Below are 18,552 nucleotides of genomic sequence, written 5' to 3' on the forward strand. Positions count from 1 at the left end.
CCGCGTGCCACCCGCTCGACGCGTTTTACGCAATAGCAATCGCAATCTTTCTGTTTTCCCGCAATCGTTACGGGGACACGCGGGGGATCAGGGGAGGGCGTGATACCAGAAGGCGGTGGAGGCCACATGCGCCTGGTCCAGCGGTAGGTAGCGGCCGTCCGCGCGCCAGCCCAGCGCCTGCACGGTGGCGCGCAGGCCGTGGTCGAAACAGATTGGGTCGGGAATGTGCCAGCGGTACATGCCGAATCGCTGGTGCGGTTCGTAGATTCGATGCGGCGGCAACACCTGCGGCATGCCCAGATAGGGGGTGGAGTAGGGTTGATAAGCGCCGTCGAGCTCGAAATTCCAGGCCCCGCCGAAATAGTCCTCGGTGCCGGTCCCGCACAGGGTGGGGAATTCGGTGTCGTCGTCGAGATAGAACTTCAGCTCGCCCTCGCCCCACCAGCCCGCCGCCCGCGGCTGCACGGCCAGATACGTCCCGGCATACCGTCCGGGGCCGCCGTCGATCTCGACGATCGGATGCTCCGCCGGGTTGCCCAGCGGATCGGAGCAGCGCCACCGGGCGTGCAGATACCCGGCGGCGCCGGGTAACTCCTCCTCCAGATAGGTGATCTGGTAGTACACCGGCGCGGCCCGCTCGGACCCGTTGTGCAGGGTGATGAGCGCGCGAGTGTGGAAGGGCATGGGCCAGTAGCTGTTCAGCCCGCCGGCGGGCGCGACCACCACCATGGCGGAATTGATCAGCGCCAGCTGATCCCAGCCGTTGCAGAAGAAGTCGCCCAGCGGCACCGCGATGCCCGGTTCGGGCGAACCGTCCCAATACATCTGGAGGGTGAAGTCGCGCAGCAGCGCGCGATCGGTGGTGAGCCACAGGTGCCGGATCACGCCGGGCCCGGAAAGGTCGGCGAGCGTGGCGGTTTCGCCGGGCGGCAGATCGATGGACGGCGACACCTTCCACCCGCGTCCCAGCCCCGCGGCCGCGAAGGCCCCGGTTCCGGAGATGGCGCGCCCGCCCTTGCCGGCCGCGCCGGTGGGGTTCTCCGCGCTCACCGAGCGGGTGCGCCGCCCGTCCAGCTGCCAGATCTCGTGCACCATGCGAATTTTCGCATGTCGATCACAAATGTGAAGCGGACATGCGGCGGACATGCGAATGCCGACGCCGTCCCACACACGGCGCCGGCATCCCGGGAACTGCTTACTTACCGACCAGCTTGGACTTCAGCGCGGCGACGGTCGCGTCGTCGACGCCCAGGCCCTGCGACAGGAAGTTGTCGAAGGAGCCGAAGCTCTGCTGGACCGCGTCGAAGGAGGCGTCCAGGTAGTCGCGGTCCACGCCGAGCACCGGCTCGAACAGCGACGGATCGGTGACCAGGCCCTTGGCGACCAGGCCGTCCAGCGTGGCCTTGTTCGACGCGGCCAGGTTGTCGTTGGATGCCAGGTAGTTGTTGTAGATCTGGCCCTTCGGCGCGCCCAGGGCGCTCAGCAGGATGGCCGACATCCAGCCGGTGCGGTCCTTACCGGCGGTGCAGTGGAACAGCACCGGGCCGTTGGCGTTGGCGATCTCCTTGACCGCGGCGCTGAACTGCGAGCGCGCGGTCGGGTCGGTGACCATCCACTTGTAGTAGTCGACCATGTACTGATGGCCCTTGCCGTCACCGAGCAGCTGCTGCTGCACGGCCGGGCCGCCCTGCACGGCCTTGGCGAAGAACAGGTAGAAGTCGTTGTTCGGGTCGTAGACCGGCAGCGACTTCTCCGGGATGGAGGCCGGGAGCTTGTCCGGGTTCTGGCCGCGCTCGGTCGGGCTGCGGAAGTCGATGATCTCGACGATGCCCGCCGACACCAGCTGCTGCTGCTCGGCGTCGCTCAGCTTGTTCAGCGCGTCGGAGCGGAAGACCGAACCGTCCTTGACCTTCCCCCCGCCGCCCTGTGTCGGGATGCCACTCAGGTCCCGGGCATTCGGCGCGGACGGCAGGTCCAGTGACGCGCCCTTGGGCGTCTGTAGCACCGGGACGGGCGCCGCCAGCGCCGGGGTGACGGCGATCGGGGTGAGGGCGATGAGCGCGGCGGCTACACCGGTGAGTGTGCCGCGTACGGCGCGCGAGATCGTCACTAGGGGGTTCCTTTCGGTCACGGACCGGGTGGTGGGGTGTCCCGGTCCGGGCTTCTGACGCGGGCCCGGCTGCCGGATACGGCGCGGGCCCCGCGGGTCCGGGCATGACCGACCGGCCTCGGGCGCGAGCGCGGGAGCGCGCCCGAGGCACGGTGCGGTTGCCGGCCGAGCTATTCCGCGTCGGCCAGCAGCGTGATGGTTCCGGCGGCGCCGTCGACCCGGACGCGCTGGCCGTCCTGGAGCGCCGTGCTGGCGGTCTTGGTGTCGACGACGCAGGGGACGCCGAACTCGCGGGCCACGATGGCGGCGTGCGAGGCCGAGCCGCCGATGTCGGTGACCACCGCACCCGCGTAGCCGAACATGGCGGTGTGGCCGGTGTCGGTCACCGCGGCCACCAGGATGTCGCCCGGCTCGATGTCGTCGTCGAGGGTCAGTACGCGCTTGACGGTGCCCTCCACCACGCCCGGGCTCACGCCCAGGCCGGAGATGGTGTCGCCGACCGCGATCGCGCCGGAGATCTCCTCCGGCTCCCACGGGCCGTTGACCACATCGGGCATCCGGATGGCCTGGAAGCGGGTGCGCTCGGCGCGGCGGCGCGCCACCCGCTCCTGCAGATCGGCCGGGGCCCAGAGGATTTCGTCGAGGTTCAGGAACGCCGAATCCTCGATCGCGGTGAGCTTGCCCGCGTGCACCAGGCGCGCGGCCCGCTCCTGGGTGGCCAGGCGCAGACAATGGGTGACCCGCACGACGGCGTCGCGGGCGCGCTCGCGGTAGACGGTCGCGCCGACGGCCATCTTGGCGGTGCGGCTGGTCGGCTCCGGCACCGGTTCGCGGTGCGGCGCGGGCATTTCCGCGGCCCGCCCGGCGGCGGTGACCAGCAGCTCGGGGCGGTCGCCGAAGGTGGCGTTGATGAGTTCGCACTCGCCCGGGCCGCGGTGGCCGATCCGGGCCAGCTCCTGGTCGAGGGCCTGCGAGAACTCCGGCGACTTCTCGCGGGCGGCCGCCACGTCACCGGTCTTGGCCAGCGCCTGTAGTCCGGCGTCCTTGCGGCACAGGGCCGCCAGCCGCTCCACGGCCAGCATGGTCTTGGCCGACTCCAGGCGGTTCAGGTCGATCTTGACCTCGCCCTTGTGGGCGGCGGTGGCCGCGCCGGTCATCATGACGCCGATGGAGGCCGCCTGCCACGCCTGGTTGAGGCGGTCGCGCCAGAGCAGGGCGCGGGCGTGCAGCTGCTCGTCGGTGAGCTCCGAGATCTGGTCGCGGGTCAGCGCTTCCGCGTGCGAGGCGGCATTGATGTGCTCGGCGGTCTTGCTGAAGCCGAGCGCGGTGGCGGCGACCCGGCCCATGGCCTTGAAGGTGCCGGCGCGGGCGGCCAGGCCGGTCGGCATGGCCGGGCGGCCCTTGGGGTGCAGTTCGACATCGCCGATGGTGCCGTAGACGTCGCGGCGCACGCTCTCCTCGTCCCAGCCGGGCATGTTCTGCGCGGAGAAGACGCCGATGGAGGCGTTGATGTACACGCTGTGGCCGAGCACGCTGGTCACGCGGGACACCCAGTGCTCCAGCGCGATTCCCTCGATGGCGATCATGTGGCCCATGGCCTCGTTGCCGAGCCGGATGGCGCCCGCCTGCAGATCGATGGTCAGCGGGGTGAGCGGGCCGGGCAGCGCCTCGGAGGTGTTGGTGGCGGTGTAGACCGGGATGCGGTCGTCGACCATGTCGTCGAACTCGCCCTGCAGGCCTTCGGGCGCAGCCGATTTCAGCGCGTAGCCGTCGGAGGTCGGGGCGTTCTGGGGTACCACGTGGGTGGGCAGCGGAATCGCGCCGCGGCGAGCGCGGATACCGGAGCCGCCGCTCTTGCGGCCGTGCAGGGCGCGCGCCACGTCGGCGATCACCTCGGTGGCGGTCCAGCCGTAGCGGAAGCCCCAGTCCTCGCGGGCGGCGCTCGCGTCCACCGAGGTCTGCGACGCAGACGACTTGGGCAGCCACGCACCGTATTTCACGCCCGCGTCGGCGAGGATGCGCTTCACCTCGGCGCTCGACACGTTGCCGGGCGCGGCCAGCTCGACCACGCCGCCGCGCTGCGACAGCGTCGCCAGCACCAGGAAGCGCTCCAGGTCGTCGTAGTGCAGCACCTGGATGCTGCCCTTGCCGCCGGCGGTCAGGCTCTCCAGCGCGCGCCAGCTGCCGCGGTCGATGCGCCGGCCGGCCACCAGCGCGGTGCGCACGATGAGCGCGTCCGCGCCGGAGCCGGTCACGATCTTCTCGACACTCGAATCGCCGCCCGCCGCAACGGGAACCACGAGGCGCGTACCGGAATCCTTGACCGCCTGGGCGATTGCCGCCACCGCCGGACCTGCCAGGTGCACGATCGCGTCGACTCCGGCCACGGCCCGCGCGCAGACCTGGGCGTCGGACAGATCGCCGACGATCACCTCGACCCGCGGGTCCACGTAGCGGTGCCGCTGCCGGTCCAGGCCGACCACCTCGTGGCCGGCCGCCAGCAGCATGCGCGCCACGGCACGGCCGCTCGGCTCGGTGACACCGGTGACCAGAATCCGCATTGACTCTCCTCCTCGTGCAGGCATCCCCAACCACAGTGACGCCGTTCACACACCATCCCCAGTGCAACGGGTGGTGACGGGTCACAGTCCCGGTCAACGGGATCGGTGAATCGCTCAGCAAGATGGGGCGCTAAGTGACGGCGGTCGGAGCGGGCACCGTCGAGGCATGACAGTGCGGAATCCGGTCACGCCGCGGGCGGCCGGCGAGGTGAGCCACTACGACATCGAGACCGATGTGCTGGTCGTCGGGTACGGCGCGGCGGGCGCCTCGGCGGCCTACGAGGCGGCCTACGCGGGCGCCCGGGTGCTGGTGGTGGACCGGTCCGGCGGTCCGGGCGGCGCGTCGGCCATGTCGGGCGGCGAGATCTATCTGGGCGGCGGCACCCCGATCCAGGTGGCCTGCGGCTACGACGACACCCCCGAGGCGATGGCGGCCTTCCTGAAGGCGGCGCTCGGCGCGGGTGCGGACGCGGCCAAGATCGACGAGTACTGCGCGGGCAGCGTCGAGCACTTCCACTGGCTGGTCGACCGCGGCGTGCCGTTCAAGCCGACCATGTGGGACGCCCCCACCTGGGTGCCGCCCACCGACGACGGGCTCATGTGGCTGGGCGAGAACAGCTGGCCCTTCACCGAACTGGCGCACCCGGCCCCGCGCGGGCACCGGCCCACCGCCAATGACTTCGGCGGCAAGCTGCTGATGGAGTGCCTGGCCGGCGCGGCCGAATCCGCCGGCGCCACCGCATTGTTCGACACCCACGTCGGCACCCTGATCGTGGACGGCGACGGTGTCGTGGTCGGAGCGGTCGCGCGGCGGTACGGCAAGGAGATCACCATCCGCGCCCGGCGCGGCATCGTGCTCACCACCGGAGGTTTCGTCGACAACGACGACATGCTCGCCGCCCACGCGCCGCAACTGCTGGGCCACACCAAGGTCAGCGCGGGCACCGACGACGGTTCCGGCATCCGCATGGCCCAGGCCCTCGGCGCGGCCGTGCGCCACATGTCCGCCGGTCAGGTCGGCATGTCCCTCGTTCCCGGGCTGGCCGCGCGCGGCCTGGTGGTCAATGCCCTCGGCCGCCGCTTCGTCAACGAGGACACCTACCCCGGCCGCATCGGCCAGCACGCGCTCTACCGCCAGAACATGGGCGGCAGCTGGGCGGGCGACGACACCGCGGTCTGGGTCGTCGTCGACGAGGACGGCTTCGAGGACGTCCCCGAGCCGCAGCGCTGGGGTGTGCGGCCCACCCACGTCGCCGAGACGCCCGCCGAACTGGAAGAGCTGACCGGCCTGCCGGCGGGCTCGCTGACCGCGGCCATCACCCGCTACAACGAATTCGCCCGGCAGGGAACCGATCTCGACCACCACAAGTCGCCCCGCTGGCTGCGCGAACTGACCCCGCCGTTCGCCGCCATCGACGTCAAGGCCGGCGTGCGCCCGCCGTCGGAGGCCGGTGACCGCCGTGGCACCGGCGCCTCCGTCTTCACCCTCGGCGGCCTCCACACCGACCTGGACGGCCACGTCCTCGACCTCGACGGCCGCCCCATCTCCGGCCTCTACGCCGCCGGTCGAGCCGCCAACGGCCTGCACGGCTTCGGCTACATCTCCGGCACCTCCCTCGGCGACGGCACCTTCTTCGGCCGCCGCGCGGGCACCGCGGCCGCCCGTCGCGCATAGCCGATCGCCTTCTGCCGACACTCTCGGCCCGGCGGCAGGGCACGGAAGCCACTGCGGAACAGGGTTCCGGCGGCGTAACGGGCCAGCCGCTCCAGGATCGAGGCGAGAAGGCTTCGAGGCGGCTCAGCAGCCGGGACTAGCAGGCGATGAGGTGACACGGCTCGCATCGGGCCGAGGGCCATGGCTGCCGCCGCGCCGGCACCGCCGCCGTTCGGCGTCTGTGGTCGCTGCCCCTTGTTCGCAGTGGCGATTCGGCGGCCGGGTTGCTGCCGCGTCGGGTGAGTTGTGGTTGGCGATGGCCCTTTTGCCACCGAGAACAGGTTCTAGACTCGCCCGCTATGGAAATTCACATGCGGCAGCTGCGGTATTTCGTTGCGGTGGCGGAGGAGCTGAGCTTCACGCGCGCAGCGCAGCGGTTGCATGTGGCGCAGCAGGGGCTGAGCGCGCAGATCCGGCAGCTGGAGAAGGCGCTGGATCTGGTGCTGTTCACGCGGACCACCCGCAGCGTCGAGCTCACCGCGGCGGGGGCGGCCCTCCTCGAAGGTGTCCGAAGTGCTTTGACCACACTGGAAATGGCGGTCGAGCAGGCGCGGGTGGCGCAGCGGCGAGAGTCGGATCGGCTGGTGCTCGGCTATCTGGAGGGCGCGGCGCTCACCCTCACCGAGCCGATCCTCGCGGCCTTCCGTGCACAGCATCCCGGGGTGACGGTGGACATGCGGCAGTTCACCTACGAGGAGCCCGCGGCCGGACTGGAGAGCGGGACCGTCGACGTGGCCTTCGTGCGACTCCCGTTCCGCGCGGCCGGAATCCGCTTCGAGCCCCTGTTCGCCGAGCCGCTGGTGGCGCTGGTGCCCGCCGCGCACCGGCTGGCGGAACTGCCCGAGGTGCGGGTGCGGGACCTGCTCGACGAGCCGCTGCTCGGGGCGGCCACCACCGATCCGGAGTGGAATGCCTTCTGGGAGTTGCACGATCACCGCGACGGGCGGCCCGCCCCGGTGGTGTCCCGGTCGAGTTCGCTGCTCGAGGAGCTGCACAAGGTCGCGGTGGGGGTCGGCGTCGTGCTGACGGTGGCGTCGGCGCGGTGGATGCCCTTTCCCCGGGTCCGGGTGCTGCCGATTGCGGACGCCCCGCACAACCAGGTGACGGTCGGCTGGCGCGTCGACCACGAGACGCCGCTGGTGCGGTCGTTCGTGGACATCGCGCGCCGCGTTCGCGACGCCAACCCCGACCTGGTCGCGCGCCTGGAACAACCCGATCTCGACGACTGCACCCTGCCGCAGCATCTGTGATTGACAACCGGCGCTTGTCACTGGCTGGGAAATAGCTGTTTCACACCGGTTCCCCTGCGCCCTAATGTGTTTCCGCGTGGGCGGTCAACGCGGGGGGTGCGGCGTCCACCGGCGAGCCCGCCCAAGGCTCGCGACTGCCTCATTTACCCGGTGAGACGATCTCGGATAGCCGGCACCGCCGGGCGACGGACTGAGCCCCCGTTGTCCGGGCGGTGCAGGCGCCCGTGCCCGCGCGTGTCGCTGCCGTGCGGCCGCCGTCCGGCGACCAGACTCGAGGGCATGACGGCGGACGAACAGCAGGGTGACGAGCACGGGGACGATGCCCGCGACGCGGTAACCGGGCGCGGCGAAGCGACCGAACCCCAGCCGCCCGTATCTCAGCCTGCGGCCGAGCCGGAGCAGCCGACCGAGCCCGAGCAGCCGATCGAGCCCGCCGAGACGACCGAACGTGATGAGACGACCGAACGTGACGAGACAACCGGGCGTGACGAGACAACCGGGCGTGATGAGACGACAGCGCGCGAAGAGCTGACCGCGACTGGTAAGTCGACCGACACGGGTGAGACGAATGGGCAGGCCGCAGGCACGGCACGGCCGGCATCGCTGCGTTCACGTGTATGGGCGGTCGCGGATCGTGCGGAGCGGGCCGTCAATCCGAGCTATCCGGGGTTGGTGGTGGCCTGGATCTTCTTCCTCTGGGCGGTGTCGCCCTCACTGCTGCCGCGTACCTGGCTGTTCGAGGGTCTGGTGTGCGGGATCAGCGCCGCCATCGGATACGGCGTGGGTGGCGTGCTGGAGTGGGCCTTCAAGAAGTGGGTGCGGCCACGGCTGCCGGAGTCGGCGGAGGGCCTGGCCAAGCTGTGGCATCCGAGCGAGACGACGCTGGCGGTCAGCAAGGCCGTGATCGTGGTCGGGACCATCGTCGGCGCGGCCCTGGTGCTGGCCAGGTCGGCGCGCTGGCAGCGTGATCTCGAAGTGCTGATGGGGATGATGCCGACCACCACCTCGAGCTACCTGCGCGCCGAACTGGTGGCGGCGGCGACCCTCGCGCTGGTGATCGTGTCGTATCGCCTGGTGCGGTGGCTGATCCGGCTGATCGTGCGGCTGCTCAACATCGAATGGCGGGTGCCGAGGGACATCGCCTACCCGGGCGCGGTGATCGTGGTCGCGGTGGTCGCGGTGCTGCTGTTCCAGGGTGTGCTGGCGAAAGCCTTCTTCTCCGTGGCGAATTCGGCGTTCAGCCTGCGCAACGGCAAGACCTCGGCAAGCGCCGTCCAGCCGCAGCTGCCCGAAAGGTCCGGCAGCCCACAGTCACTGGCGCCGTGGGACACCCTCGGGTCGGAGGGCCGCTGGTTCGTCGCCACCGCGCCGACCGCGGACCGGATCGCCCAGGTCACGGGAAGGCCCGCGCGCGAACCGATTCGGGTGTACGCGGGCCTGGACTCGGCGAACACGCAGCAGGACATCGCCGATCTGGTGGTGCGGGAACTGGATCGCACCCACGCCTTCGAGCGCAAGGTGCTGGTCGTGGTCACCACCACCGGAACCGGCTGGGTGGACTCCACCACCGCCTCGTCCATCGAGTACATGTACGGCGGTGACACCGCCATCGCCGCCACCCAGTACTCCTACCTGCCGAGCGTGCTGTCGTTCCTGTCCGACCGCCAGAAGGCCACCGAGTCCGGGAATGCGGTGATCCACGCCGTCCATGAGCGCTGGGCGCAGCTGCCGCCGGGACAGCGTCCGAAACTACTGGTGTACGGGGAGAGTCTGGGCTCGCAGGGCTCCGAGGGCGCCTTCACCGGGCTCGACGACATCCGCACCATGGTCGACGGCGTGCTGTGGGTCGGCCCGCCCAACTCCAACCGGATCTGGCGTCAGCTCGAGCAGCGCCGCGATCCGGGAACGCCGGAGATCCTGCCCATCTACGCCGACGGCCTGATCGTCCGCTTCGCCGCCACCGCACCGGAACTGGGCCGCCCGGACCGGACGTGGTTCGACCCGCGCGTGGTGTATCTGCAGCACGCCTCCGACCCGATCGTCTGGTGGTCGCCGGATCTGCTGTTCACACAACCGGATTGGCTGAAGGAACCGCGCGGTGCGGACGTCTCCAAGTCCATCCGCTGGTGGCCGATCGTCACCTTCTGGCAGATCAGCGCGGACCTGGCCAACGCCCAGGGCGTCCCGTCGGGCCACGGCCACCGCTACGGTGACCTGCCACTGGACGGCTGGGTCGCGGTGGCCCAGCCGCAGGACTGGAACCCGGACCTGGAACGCAGCATCCGCAAGGCCCTCGACGAGGACATCACCTGGGAATACGCCCACAAATAGCCGCTGTACGGCGATCGGTCCGTATCCAGCGGAACCTGGGTTCCGATCATCGGGACTATTTCGGATCGAAACACCGCGTTGGTCATAGCTTCGAGGGCAGGAAACTCTGGCACGAGGAGGAACGCCCGCATGACTAACAAGGTGCTCGATCGGGTCCGCGATCTGCTGCCCGCGATCCGGGAACGCGCGGTTCAGGCCGAGGAGCAGCGGCGGGTGCCCGACGCCAGCATTGCCGAGCTCACCGAGGCAGGCGTGTTCCGCATGCTCCAGCCGGCCCGCTTCGGCGGCCTGGAGGAGTCGCCGGTCGCCTTCTACGAGGTGATCCGCACCATCGGCACCGTCTGCCCGTCCACCGCCTGGGTGTCCTCGGTGCTGGGCGCCCACCCGTGGCAGCTGGCCCTGTTCGAGGATCAGGCCCAGCAGGACGTGTGGGCCGCCGACCCCGACACCCTGGTGTCCTCCTCCTACGCGCCGACCGGCAAGCTGACCCAGGTCGAGGGCGGCTACGAGATCTCGGGCCGCTGGGCCTTCTCCTCGGGCTGCGACCACGGCCAGTGGGTGTTCCTGGGCGCGCTGGTGCCGACCGAGACCGGCATGGACTACTACACGGTCCTGGTGCCGCGCACCGACTACCGCATCGAGGACACCTGGAACGTGTCGGGCCTGTCCGGCACCGGTTCCAACGACATCGTCATCGAGAAGGCCTTCGTGCCGGCCCACCGCGCCTACTCGGCCGCGGACCAGGCCAACCTGGTCGGCCCCGGCCAGCAGGTGAATACCTCTCCGCTGTACAAGATTTCGTTCGGCGCGCTGTTCTCCAACACCATCACCGCCCCGATCATCGGCGCGGCCCAGGGCGCGTACGAGGCGCACATCGAGCGCCAGCGCGAGCGGGTGCGGCTGTCCTACGGCGGGCAGAAGGTGTCGGAGGATCCCTTCGCCCACGTCCGGATCGCCCGTGCCGCTTCGGAAATCGACGCCGCCGTGCTCCAGATGGAGCGCAATATGGGTGAGCAGCTGCGTTACGCGCAGGCCGGTGAGGAGATCCCGTTCGAGCTGCGCCTGGCCACCCGCCGCGATCAGGTGCGCGGCACCGAGCGCGCGCTCGAGGCGATCGACCTGCTGTTCAAGAACTCCGGCGGCCACGCCATCCGCCGCCCGAACATCATCGAGCGCAACTGGCGCGACGCGCACGCCGGCAGCGTGCACGTGATCAACGATGTGGAGCGGGCCCTGGCGATGTACGGCAAGGGCGCCATGGGCCTCGAGGTCGCGGATCGGATGCTCTGATGACCCTGACCGCGGAGAACACCACCCGCTGGGTGACGGTCGACGGCCACAAGCTCCGCTATCACGAGGCCGGCGAGGGCCCGGCGCTGGTGCTGCTGCACGGCTCCGGCGCGGGCGTGTCCGGCTGGGCCAACTTCGGTGACAACCTGCCGGTGCTGGCCCAGCACTTCCGCTGCCTGATCCTGGATCAGCCCGGCTTCGGCGAGAGCGGCCGCCCGGAGGTGTACGAGCGCAATTACCTGCGCATCGCCGCCGACGCGGTGATCGGGCTGCTCGACGAGCTGGGCATCGAGAAGGCGCACGTACTCGGCAATTCCATGGGCGGCACCGTCGCGACCCTGCTCGCGCTCGAGCACCCGGGTCGCGTCGATCGCATGGTGCTGATGGCGCCCGGCGGCGTCGGCGTGAACGTGCTCGGACCCGAACCGTCCGAGGGCATTACGCGGCTCATGGAGTTCAATGCCAACCCCACCGACGAGAAGGCCATGGGCTTCCTGCGGGCCATGGTCTACAACCAGGCCACGCTCACCGAGGAACTGGTGGCCAAGCGCCTGAAGGCCGCGGCCGATCCGAAGGCTCAGGCCGCCCTGCGCGACGCCTACGCCACCTTCTACAACCCCAAGCTGGCCGAACCGGTCCCGCTGTGGGCGCGGTTGAAGGGCATCACGCAGGAGGTGCTCATCCTGTGGGGCCGCGATGACCGGGTCACCCCGGTGGAGGGCTCGCTCTTCGCCGCCCGGCAGCTGCCGAACGCGGACCTGCGCACCTTCGCCCGCTGCGGCCACTGGGTCATGGTGGAGCGCAAGGACGCCTTCGAGCGGTCCGTGGTCGACTTCCTGAACAACGGCCTGTAGCAAGCGGTTTCCGATGATTCGGGGGTGGGATTTCCCACCCCCGAACTCGTTTTCCCGGTTTCGGCCCGGCGCTACAGTCCGAGCATGACGTGGACAGCCCCGGACATCACCCGGTCCGCCCAGGTGCTCGTCGGCGACGAGCGGGCCATGCTGCACTCCCTGCTCACCCGCGGCCGCGAGATCCTGCTCTGGAAATGCCAGGGGCTCACCGGCGCCCAGCTCGCGACCCGCAGCGTGGCGCCGTCCACCATGTCCCTGCTGGGCCTGATCCGGCACATGACCGAGGTGGAACGCGGCTGGTTCCGCAAGCGGGCCGCGGGGGAGCCGGTCGGCTACCTCTACTCCAGCGATCCGAGCCAGGACGCCGACTTCGACGACACCATTCCCGAGCAGGCCGAGGCCGACTACGCCCGATTCCTCGAGGAAATCGCCGTGTGCGACAAGGCCATAGCCGATCTTCCCCTCGACCACACCGTCACCCATCCGCGCACCGGCACCGACCTCTCCCTGCGCTGGATCTACCTGCACATGATCGAGGAGTACGGCCGCCACGCCGGCCACGCCGACCTGCTGCGCGAACGCATCGACGGGGCCACCGGCTACCAGTAGCCCGGGTTCCCCGACGGGCGCCCGATCCGAATGTGCCTTCGGCTGCGGCAGATTCGGGTCGCGCGTAGCCGGCGGATCTACAGATTGTGTTCGTGCGCCCAGGCGGCCAGCTGCGTGCGGGAGGTGAGCCCGAGCTTGGTGAGGATGTGCTCGACGTGGGTCTCGGCCGTACGGACCGAGATGACCAGGTCGGCGGCGATGCGCTTGTTGCTGTGACCGGCCGCGACCAGGCGGGCGACGTCCTTCTGACGGCGCGTCAGCACACTGGTTTCCGACAGGGTCGCGGTGGCCGCCCGCGGAGCGCGCTTCAGGGCGGGCGGCGGCGCAACGGGTTCCGGCTCGACGGCGGTGCGGCCGAGCGCGTAGTCGATGGCCTCCTCCAGCGGCAGGCTCGCGCCCGCGCCGAACGCGGTGCGGAACGCCTCCTCGCCCAGCGCGTCCCGGACCTTGAGCCGCTCCTTCTCACCGACCGCGACGGTGATGGTGTGGGCCAGCCGAATCGTGCTGCGCTGCAGGGATTCCGCCGCACCCAGCAGGCGGGCGGCCCGCTCGTGGTCGCCGTCCGCGGAGACCGTCCAGGCCAGCCCCTCGAAGGCCGACGACAGCCAGATACAGCGCTCGAACAGGGCCAGCTCCTCGATGGCGCGGCCGTGGAATTCGGCGGCGGCCTCGAGTTCGCCGCGCCGCCAGTGGTCGATCCCGACCGTCCACAGCGCCAGCCCGCCCAGCAGGTGCGAACCGCTGTCGGTGGTGAGTTCCAGGAAGCGCTGGGCCAATTCGGTGCGCCCCGGCGCCTCCAGCACCATGGCCGCCATGAAAGAGAAGGCGTGCGAGTCCATTTCGATGGCGTGCTGGCCGTGCGTGGCCGCCAGCTCGATGGCGCTCCGCCCGAGCTCCAGTGAGCGTTCGCGGTCGCTGGAGGCGAAGGCCAGCAGCGACTGGTCCAGCGCCACCTCGGCCATGATGTCGGTATCACCCAGGACGGCAGCCAATTCCATGCACTCGCTCACCAGCCGCGCCGCCGACTCCTGATCACCCAGCAGGGCGGCCAGCGAGGCGGCCGAGGACAGCGCCTTGGCCCGCTCGGCGGTCCGCTCCGGATTGCGGGCCAGCGAATCGGTGAGCCAGCGGTAGCCCTCGGACAGGAAGCGATTGTGCTCCCAGAACGGGCGCAGCACGGTCACCGTGGCCATGGTGCGCAGCGGCTCGTCCTCGAGGCCCGTGCGCAGCGCGGCACGCAGATTCGCGTGCTCGCGGCTCAGCTCCCGGAACCACTCCACGTCTTCCGCGGTCCAGTACGCGGTCTGCCCGCGCATGGCCAGCTGCCGGTAGTGCTCGCGGTGCCGCGCCCGAACCTGCTGGTCCGTACCGCGCTCGGCGAGCCGGTCGGCGGCGAACTGACGGATCGGCTCCAGCATCGAGTACCGGGCGACATCCCCGTCGAAGCGCAGCATCACCACCGACTTGTCCACCAGCCCCGTCAGCGCCTCCATCAGCGACGCGGACCCCAGCTCGCACACCGCCTCCGCGGCGTCGATGTCGAAACCGCCCGCGAACACCGAAAGCTGTTCCCACAGCGCCTGTTCCGCCGCCGTGCACAGGTCGTAGCTCCAGCGGATCGCGCCCTCGATGGTCTGCTGGCGCTGCGGCGCGGTGCGCGGCCCGGCGCTGAGCAGCCCGATGGTGTCGTCGAGACGGTCCAGAATCTGCTCCGGCGTGAACATGCGCAGCCGCAGCGCCGCCAGCTCCAGCGCGAGCGGCATGCCCTCGAGGCGGCGGCAGATCTCCGCCACCACCGGCCGATTGCCGGGGCCGGCCTGGAAGCCCGGGTTGGCGGCGCTGGCGCGCTCGATGAACAGCTGCAGCGCGTCGCTGTCCTCACCGGCGGTCTGGGGCACGGTCAGCGGCGGCACCGGCATGACCTGTTCGCCCGGTATCCCGAGCACCTCGCGGCTGGTGGCCAGCACCCGCACATCCGGTGTGGTGGCGATGATCCGGCCGACCAGCGCGGCGCACGCCTCGATCAGATGCTCACAGTTGTCCAGAATGAGCAGTAGCCGCTTGTCGGCCAGGAATTCGGTGAGCCGGGGCAGCGGCGCGGTGGATTCGTCGCGCAGGTTCAACGCCTCGGTGACACTCAGGGTGACCAGCGCCGGATCCTGCACATCGGCCAGCTCGACCAGCCATACGCCGTCGGGGAACGCGCGCGCGACGAGGTGCCCGATCTGTCGTGACAGGCGGGTCTTTCCCATGCCGCCCGGACCCAGCAGGGTGAGCACCCGGGTGGTGGGCAGCAGGCGCTTCGCAGTAGCCAGCTCTTCGCGGCGGCCGACGAAGCTAGTTACCTCTTCGGGGAGGTTTCCATTGACACGCCGCGCCATGGCGTCAAACCTATGTGATTTGCCGCATTCTGTGCCAGCAAGCACGCATAAACGCAGCTCGCGGCCGCTGCTGATGTGTGCGGCGATACACTCGGCCGGGTGCCGAGCCGAACGCGCCGAGCCCGCCTGGCGGACGTCCACGAATTGGCGGCCGGTATGCCGCACGTGACCATCGAGCACGGGCCCGCGGGCAACCCCGTCTACCAGGTCGGCCGCAAGTCCTTCGTCTACTTCCGGACCCCGCGCCCCGACGCCGCCGACCCGGAGACCGGGGAGCGGTACGACGACGTCATCATCTTCTGGGTGCCGTCGGAGGACGACAAGCTGGCCCTCACCCAGGACCCGGATTCACCGTTCTTCACGACCCCGCACTTCCAGGGGCATCTCTCGGTCCTGTTGCGCGGCAGCCGAATTCCCGAACTCGGCCTGCAGGAGCTCACCGAAGTCGTGCAGGACGCCTGGCTTTCGCGCGCCTCGGCGACCAGGGCACGACGGTGGCTGGCCGAAAACGCGCCGGGTACAGGGAAATCCGGCTGAGGCTCAGGCCGGGGAGGTCGCCGGGGTCAGTGCGCCGCGCAGGACGTCGATGATCAGCTTGCGCGCCTCGGTGCCTTCGGGGGTCGGCGTCAGGGGATAGACGTGGACCAGTTCGGGAGCCTCGTGATAGTCGACCTCGACACCCGCGGCCCGAGCCTTACCCACCATGATCCGGGTGTCGGGCACGAGGATGTCGCGGGTGCCGCAGAAGACGGTGAGCGGGCCGAGTCCGGTGAAGTCGGCGAACAGCGGGCTGACCCGCGGGTCGGTGATCGAGAGCGGGCCGCGCCAGTGGTCGCCGAGGATCAGGCCGCCATCGCGTCCGAGCCAGGGATCCTCGGACTGGACGGTCAGGATCTCCGGATTGCTCAGGCTCAGGTCCAGGGCGGGTGAAATCAACACTGTCCGAGGCACTGCCGGTTGCTGCTCGTCGCGGAGCAGGACTGCCGTAGACAACGCGATCTGGCCGCCCGCCGAATCTCCCGCCAAGCAGACCTCGCCGTACTGGTCTCGATTGGCGCGAACAAGATTCGCGAAGGCGGGGATCACCTGATCGGCGGTGCCGTAGGGGATGAGCGGATAGATCGGCACCGTGACCGTCGTGGCCGCTTCGGCCGCGATATCGGCGGCCAGCTGCCAATGCTGCCTGGCGACCTCATTGACCCAGCCGCCGCCGTGGCAGTACACGACATTGCCTCGAGCGCGGCCGGATCGGGGCGTGAGGGTGTAGATCGGCCAGCCGTTCTCCCGGCGCACCTCGATGGTCACATCCGCACGCAACAGGCGCGGCGGGCCGTACGCCTGAGGCCGGAGGCTGCGCTCCCGAATGTGCTCGCGCGCACCCTCGGCGCTGATGAACGGCCGATTGGCCCGGACGACCCGCAGATACGCGGGCACCGCCCGACTGAGCAAGCTGGGCATCAGCGCCTCCCGTGCGGTAGTCCGTCTCCGGCCTCGACCATACCGAATCGGACCAATGCCCTAGCGGTGTTCGATGACCGCGCCGGTGAGGAAGGCGGACATGGCTGCGGCAACGGCATCCGGCTGATCGAGCATCGACAGGACGTAGGCGTCGTCGATCTCCACCAGGCGCGCCTTGGGAATCAGCTCGGCCAGGCGGCGGCCGTGCTCGCGCGGCATCACCTTGCCGGCCGACGACCACAGGATCAGGGCCTCGCCCCGGAAGTCGCGCAGCGCTTCGGTATTCGCGATGAGCTCGGCTTTGTTGCGGCGGGATCGGGCGTAGGCGAGCAGATCACGCCGAATCCGCTTGTCCCGCAGGCCGGGATCGGTCCAGCCGCGAATGATCTCGTCGCTGAGCGGATAGCGTGCCATCCAGCCGAACAGCAGCGGTGAGGAGCGCAGCCACCGGACGCGTAACTGCTTGAGCGCCATCGTGATTCCGCCGGGCAATGCCGCGCCCACGATAGCGGTCTTGCCCGGCAGGCCGGGTGGGAAGTTCGCGAAGGCCTCGCAGGGCAGCACGATCAACCGGCCGACGCGCTCGTCGAGGCCGTAGGCGGTGAGGAAGAGCCCGCCGCCCCAGTCGCTGTGCACCAGGGTGACGTCGCGCAGGTCCAGGGCGGCAAGGAAATCCGCGATCAGCTGATTGAGCCCGCGCAGGGTCAGGTCCGTGCCCTCACGCAAGGGCTCCGGATGCGACCCGAGCGGCAGATCCGGCAACACGTACCGGAAGCCCTCGGGCAGCTTGCCGATCACCTCGTCCCACACCGTGTGGTTCATCAGCAGCCCGTGCAACAGCACCACCGGTGGCCCCTCACCCCGCTCGGCGTAGTGCACCCGTCCCGCACTCAGTTCGACAGTCGGCATGGTATCTCCCCTCTAGAGCACACGCTCTAGTGCGTTTGCTCTAGTCTGGACGGGTGAGCGAGAAGCTGTCAACCACCACCCGGGATCGCCTGGTCACCGCCGTCGCTGAACTCATGCGGGTCCAGGGCTACAGCGCGATCACCGTCAAACAGATCACCTCGTCGTCGGGCGCCCCGATGGGCTCGCTCTACCACCACTTCCCCGCCGGAAAGTCGGCCATCGCCGCCGAGGCCCTCCGCGTCTCGGGCGCCGCCTACATCCAGCTGCTGCCGCTCCTGATGGATGCCCACGACGACCTCCGCGAAGCCGTCCCGGCCGCCTTCACCGCCGCCGCGGAAACCATCGAGCAGGCCGGCTGGATGAACATGTGCCCGGTCGGCACGGTGGCCGGGGAAGTCGCCGACAGCGAACCCGGAATCCGTGACGTGGCAGCGGAAGTCATGAACTCCTGGATCGACGAGGGCACAGGCTATTTCATCCGCCGTGGCCTGGAAGCGGCCGACGCCCGGGAACTGATGATTGCGATTATCGGTGCGCTGGAAGGGGCTTTCATTCTCAGTCGGACCCTGCGATCGACAGAGCCGCTATTGGCCGCCGGTAAAACGATGTGTGCCCGTGTCTCGGAAATTGTGAAAAGGCAAGGGATACTGGACATTTCGGGTTCCTAGCATGACCATTCGGCGGTAATATCAATACATGAATTCGACGGGGGTGACACTCAACGCATGCGGTATAGCCGACCTGGCGACCGCCGTCGAAACCCTGTCGAATTCCGTCCTGCACGGCAACCTCACCCCGTTCTCCGACGCTGATGTCGTCGAGTTGATGCAGCGGCTGGAAACCTGCAAACGCCAACTGTCCGCGTTGGATTCACGCCTGATCATCGAAGCTGCGAATCGCTCCTTGCCTGAAACCAGCGGAGCCGGGGAACTGGTGCCGTTCCTGCGCCAGACATTGGGATTGTCGAGGTACGACGCGTCGGTGCGGGTGAAGATCACCCGCCAGTGCGGAGAATTCTTCGAACCCACCGGTCATCTGCGTCCGGCCGCGTTGGCGGCGACCGCCGAAGCCTTTGAGGCAGGCGA

The 18,552-nt window shown here is 69.6% G+C and carries 15 protein-coding genes; 9 read left to right on the forward strand and 6 right to left on the reverse strand.

The features are described from left to right. Positions 1–87 precede the first annotated feature (87 nt). The 3 genes from ACFXN1_RS25405 to ACFXN1_RS25415 all read right to left on the reverse strand — a co-directional run bounded on the left by ACFXN1_RS25405 (position 88) and on the right by ACFXN1_RS25415 (position 4,671). The gene (locus ACFXN1_RS25405; protein ID WP_379463682.1) at positions 88–1,095 is read right to left on the reverse strand and encodes a glycoside hydrolase family 172 protein; all 1,008 of its coding nucleotides are present in this window, start codon (positions 1,093–1,095) and stop codon (positions 88–90) included. A 100-nt stretch (positions 1,096–1,195) separates the two neighbouring features. Next, complete coding sequence (locus ACFXN1_RS25410; protein ID WP_354834944.1) at positions 1,196–2,110, reverse strand: tyrosine-protein phosphatase; 915 nt, start codon at positions 2,108–2,110, stop codon at positions 1,196–1,198. Positions 2,111–2,280: 170 nt separating this feature from the next. Beyond that, complete coding sequence (locus ACFXN1_RS25415; RefSeq protein WP_379440154.1) at positions 2,281–4,671, reverse strand: PEP-utilizing enzyme; 2,391 nt, start codon at positions 4,669–4,671, stop codon at positions 2,281–2,283. A 166-nt stretch (positions 4,672–4,837) separates the two neighbouring features. Here ACFXN1_RS25415 and ACFXN1_RS25420 point away from each other — a divergent pair, with 166 nt between their 5' ends. The 6 genes from ACFXN1_RS25420 (at position 4,838) to ACFXN1_RS25445 (ending at position 12,719) form a co-directional block, all read left to right on the forward strand. Further along, positions 4,838–6,346: an FAD-dependent oxidoreductase gene (locus ACFXN1_RS25420; RefSeq protein ID WP_379440156.1), complete on the forward strand. Its 1,509-nt coding sequence runs from the start codon at positions 4,838–4,840 to the stop codon at positions 6,344–6,346. A gap of 338 nt (positions 6,347–6,684) precedes the next feature. Beyond that, on the forward strand, positions 6,685–7,635 hold the full coding sequence (locus ACFXN1_RS25425; protein WP_379398860.1) for a LysR family transcriptional regulator: 951 nt from the start codon (positions 6,685–6,687) through the stop codon (positions 7,633–7,635). A gap of 279 nt (positions 7,636–7,914) precedes the next feature. Continuing rightward, a complete protein-coding gene (locus ACFXN1_RS25430) occupies positions 7,915–9,966 on the forward strand; it encodes an alpha/beta hydrolase (protein WP_379440157.1) in 2,052 nt (683 codons plus the stop codon). Between the two features lie 129 nt (positions 9,967–10,095). Further along, complete coding sequence (gene hsaA, locus ACFXN1_RS25435; RefSeq protein ID WP_379440159.1) at positions 10,096–11,256, forward strand: 3-hydroxy-9,10-secoandrosta-1,3,5(10)-triene-9,17-dione monooxygenase oxygenase subunit; 1,161 nt, start codon at positions 10,096–10,098, stop codon at positions 11,254–11,256. Further along, entirely contained in the window at positions 11,256–12,110 is an 855-nt protein-coding gene (locus ACFXN1_RS25440) for an alpha/beta fold hydrolase (RefSeq protein WP_379440161.1), read from the forward strand. The genes hsaA and ACFXN1_RS25440 overlap by 1 nt, the downstream gene beginning before the upstream one ends. An 84-nt stretch (positions 12,111–12,194) precedes the next feature. Continuing rightward, positions 12,195–12,719 carry a DinB family protein gene (locus tag ACFXN1_RS25445; RefSeq protein WP_379440162.1) on the forward strand — a complete coding sequence of 175 codons (525 nt, stop codon included), beginning with the start codon at positions 12,195–12,197 and terminating at the stop codon, positions 12,717–12,719. A 77-nt stretch (positions 12,720–12,796) separates the two neighbouring features. Here ACFXN1_RS25445 and ACFXN1_RS25450 read toward each other — a convergent pair whose 3' ends face one another. Beyond that, positions 12,797–15,100, reverse strand: coding sequence for a LuxR C-terminal-related transcriptional regulator (locus tag ACFXN1_RS25450; RefSeq protein WP_379440164.1), 2,304 nt, complete (start codon positions 15,098–15,100; stop codon positions 12,797–12,799). Between the two features lie 156 nt (positions 15,101–15,256). On the opposite strand from ACFXN1_RS25450, the gene ACFXN1_RS25455 reads away from it, so the two are divergent. Further along, a complete protein-coding gene (locus ACFXN1_RS25455) occupies positions 15,257–15,637 on the forward strand; it encodes a hypothetical protein (RefSeq protein ID WP_379440174.1) in 381 nt (126 codons plus the stop codon). Between the two features lie 3 nt (positions 15,638–15,640). On the opposite strand, the gene ACFXN1_RS25460 is transcribed toward ACFXN1_RS25455, so the two are convergent. Together ACFXN1_RS25460 and ACFXN1_RS25465 are read right to left on the reverse strand one after the other, a co-directional pair. Next, entirely contained in the window at positions 15,641–16,558 is a 918-nt protein-coding gene (locus tag ACFXN1_RS25460) for an alpha/beta hydrolase fold domain-containing protein (RefSeq protein WP_379398854.1), read from the reverse strand. Positions 16,559–16,618: 60 nt separating this feature from the next. Then, complete coding sequence (locus tag ACFXN1_RS25465; protein ID WP_379440165.1) at positions 16,619–17,467, reverse strand: alpha/beta fold hydrolase; 849 nt, start codon at positions 17,465–17,467, stop codon at positions 16,619–16,621. A 53-nt stretch (positions 17,468–17,520) separates the two neighbouring features. Here ACFXN1_RS25465 and ACFXN1_RS25470 point away from each other — a divergent pair, with 53 nt between their 5' ends. Both ACFXN1_RS25470 and ACFXN1_RS25475 read left to right on the forward strand, forming a co-directional pair. After that, on the forward strand, positions 17,521–18,135 hold the full coding sequence (locus tag ACFXN1_RS25470; protein WP_379440167.1) for a TetR/AcrR family transcriptional regulator: 615 nt from the start codon (positions 17,521–17,523) through the stop codon (positions 18,133–18,135). 28 nt (positions 18,136–18,163) lie between these two features. Beyond that, on the forward strand, positions 18,164–18,552 hold a 389-nt coding region (locus ACFXN1_RS25475; RefSeq protein WP_379440169.1), incomplete at its 3' end, for a DUF222 domain-containing protein.

Source organism: Nocardia sp. NPDC059154, assembly GCF_042755705.1.
Classification (GTDB): domain Bacteria; phylum Actinomycetota; class Actinomycetes; order Mycobacteriales; family Mycobacteriaceae; genus Nocardia.

Coding starts and splice junctions, on each gene's coding strand:
- ACFXN1_RS25460 (WP_379398854.1), bottom strand. CDS start 16,558: ATGCCCAGCTTGCTCAGTCGGGCGGTGCCCGCGTATCTGCGGGTCGTC.
- ACFXN1_RS25440 (WP_379440161.1), top strand. CDS start 11,256: ATGACCCTGACCGCGGAGAACACCACCCGCTGGGTGACGGTCGACGGC.
- ACFXN1_RS25430 (WP_379440157.1), top strand. CDS start 7,915: ATGACGGCGGACGAACAGCAGGGTGACGAGCACGGGGACGATGCCCGC.
- hsaA (WP_379440159.1), top strand. CDS start 10,096: ATGACTAACAAGGTGCTCGATCGGGTCCGCGATCTGCTGCCCGCGATC.
- ACFXN1_RS25405 (WP_379463682.1), bottom strand. CDS start 1,095: ATGGTGCACGAGATCTGGCAGCTGGACGGGCGGCGCACCCGCTCGGTG.
- ACFXN1_RS25450 (WP_379440164.1), bottom strand. CDS start 15,100: ATGGCGCGGCGTGTCAATGGAAACCTCCCCGAAGAGGTAACTAGCTTC.
- ACFXN1_RS25455 (WP_379440174.1), top strand. CDS start 15,257: ATGCCGCACGTGACCATCGAGCACGGGCCCGCGGGCAACCCCGTCTAC.
- ACFXN1_RS25415 (WP_379440154.1), bottom strand. CDS start 4,671: ATGCGGATTCTGGTCACCGGTGTCACCGAGCCGAGCGGCCGTGCCGTG.
- ACFXN1_RS25465 (WP_379440165.1), bottom strand. CDS start 17,467: ATGCCGACTGTCGAACTGAGTGCGGGACGGGTGCACTACGCCGAGCGG.
- ACFXN1_RS25420 (WP_379440156.1), top strand. CDS start 4,838: ATGACAGTGCGGAATCCGGTCACGCCGCGGGCGGCCGGCGAGGTGAGC.
- ACFXN1_RS25445 (WP_379440162.1), top strand. CDS start 12,195: ATGACGTGGACAGCCCCGGACATCACCCGGTCCGCCCAGGTGCTCGTC.
- ACFXN1_RS25425 (WP_379398860.1), top strand. CDS start 6,685: ATGGAAATTCACATGCGGCAGCTGCGGTATTTCGTTGCGGTGGCGGAG.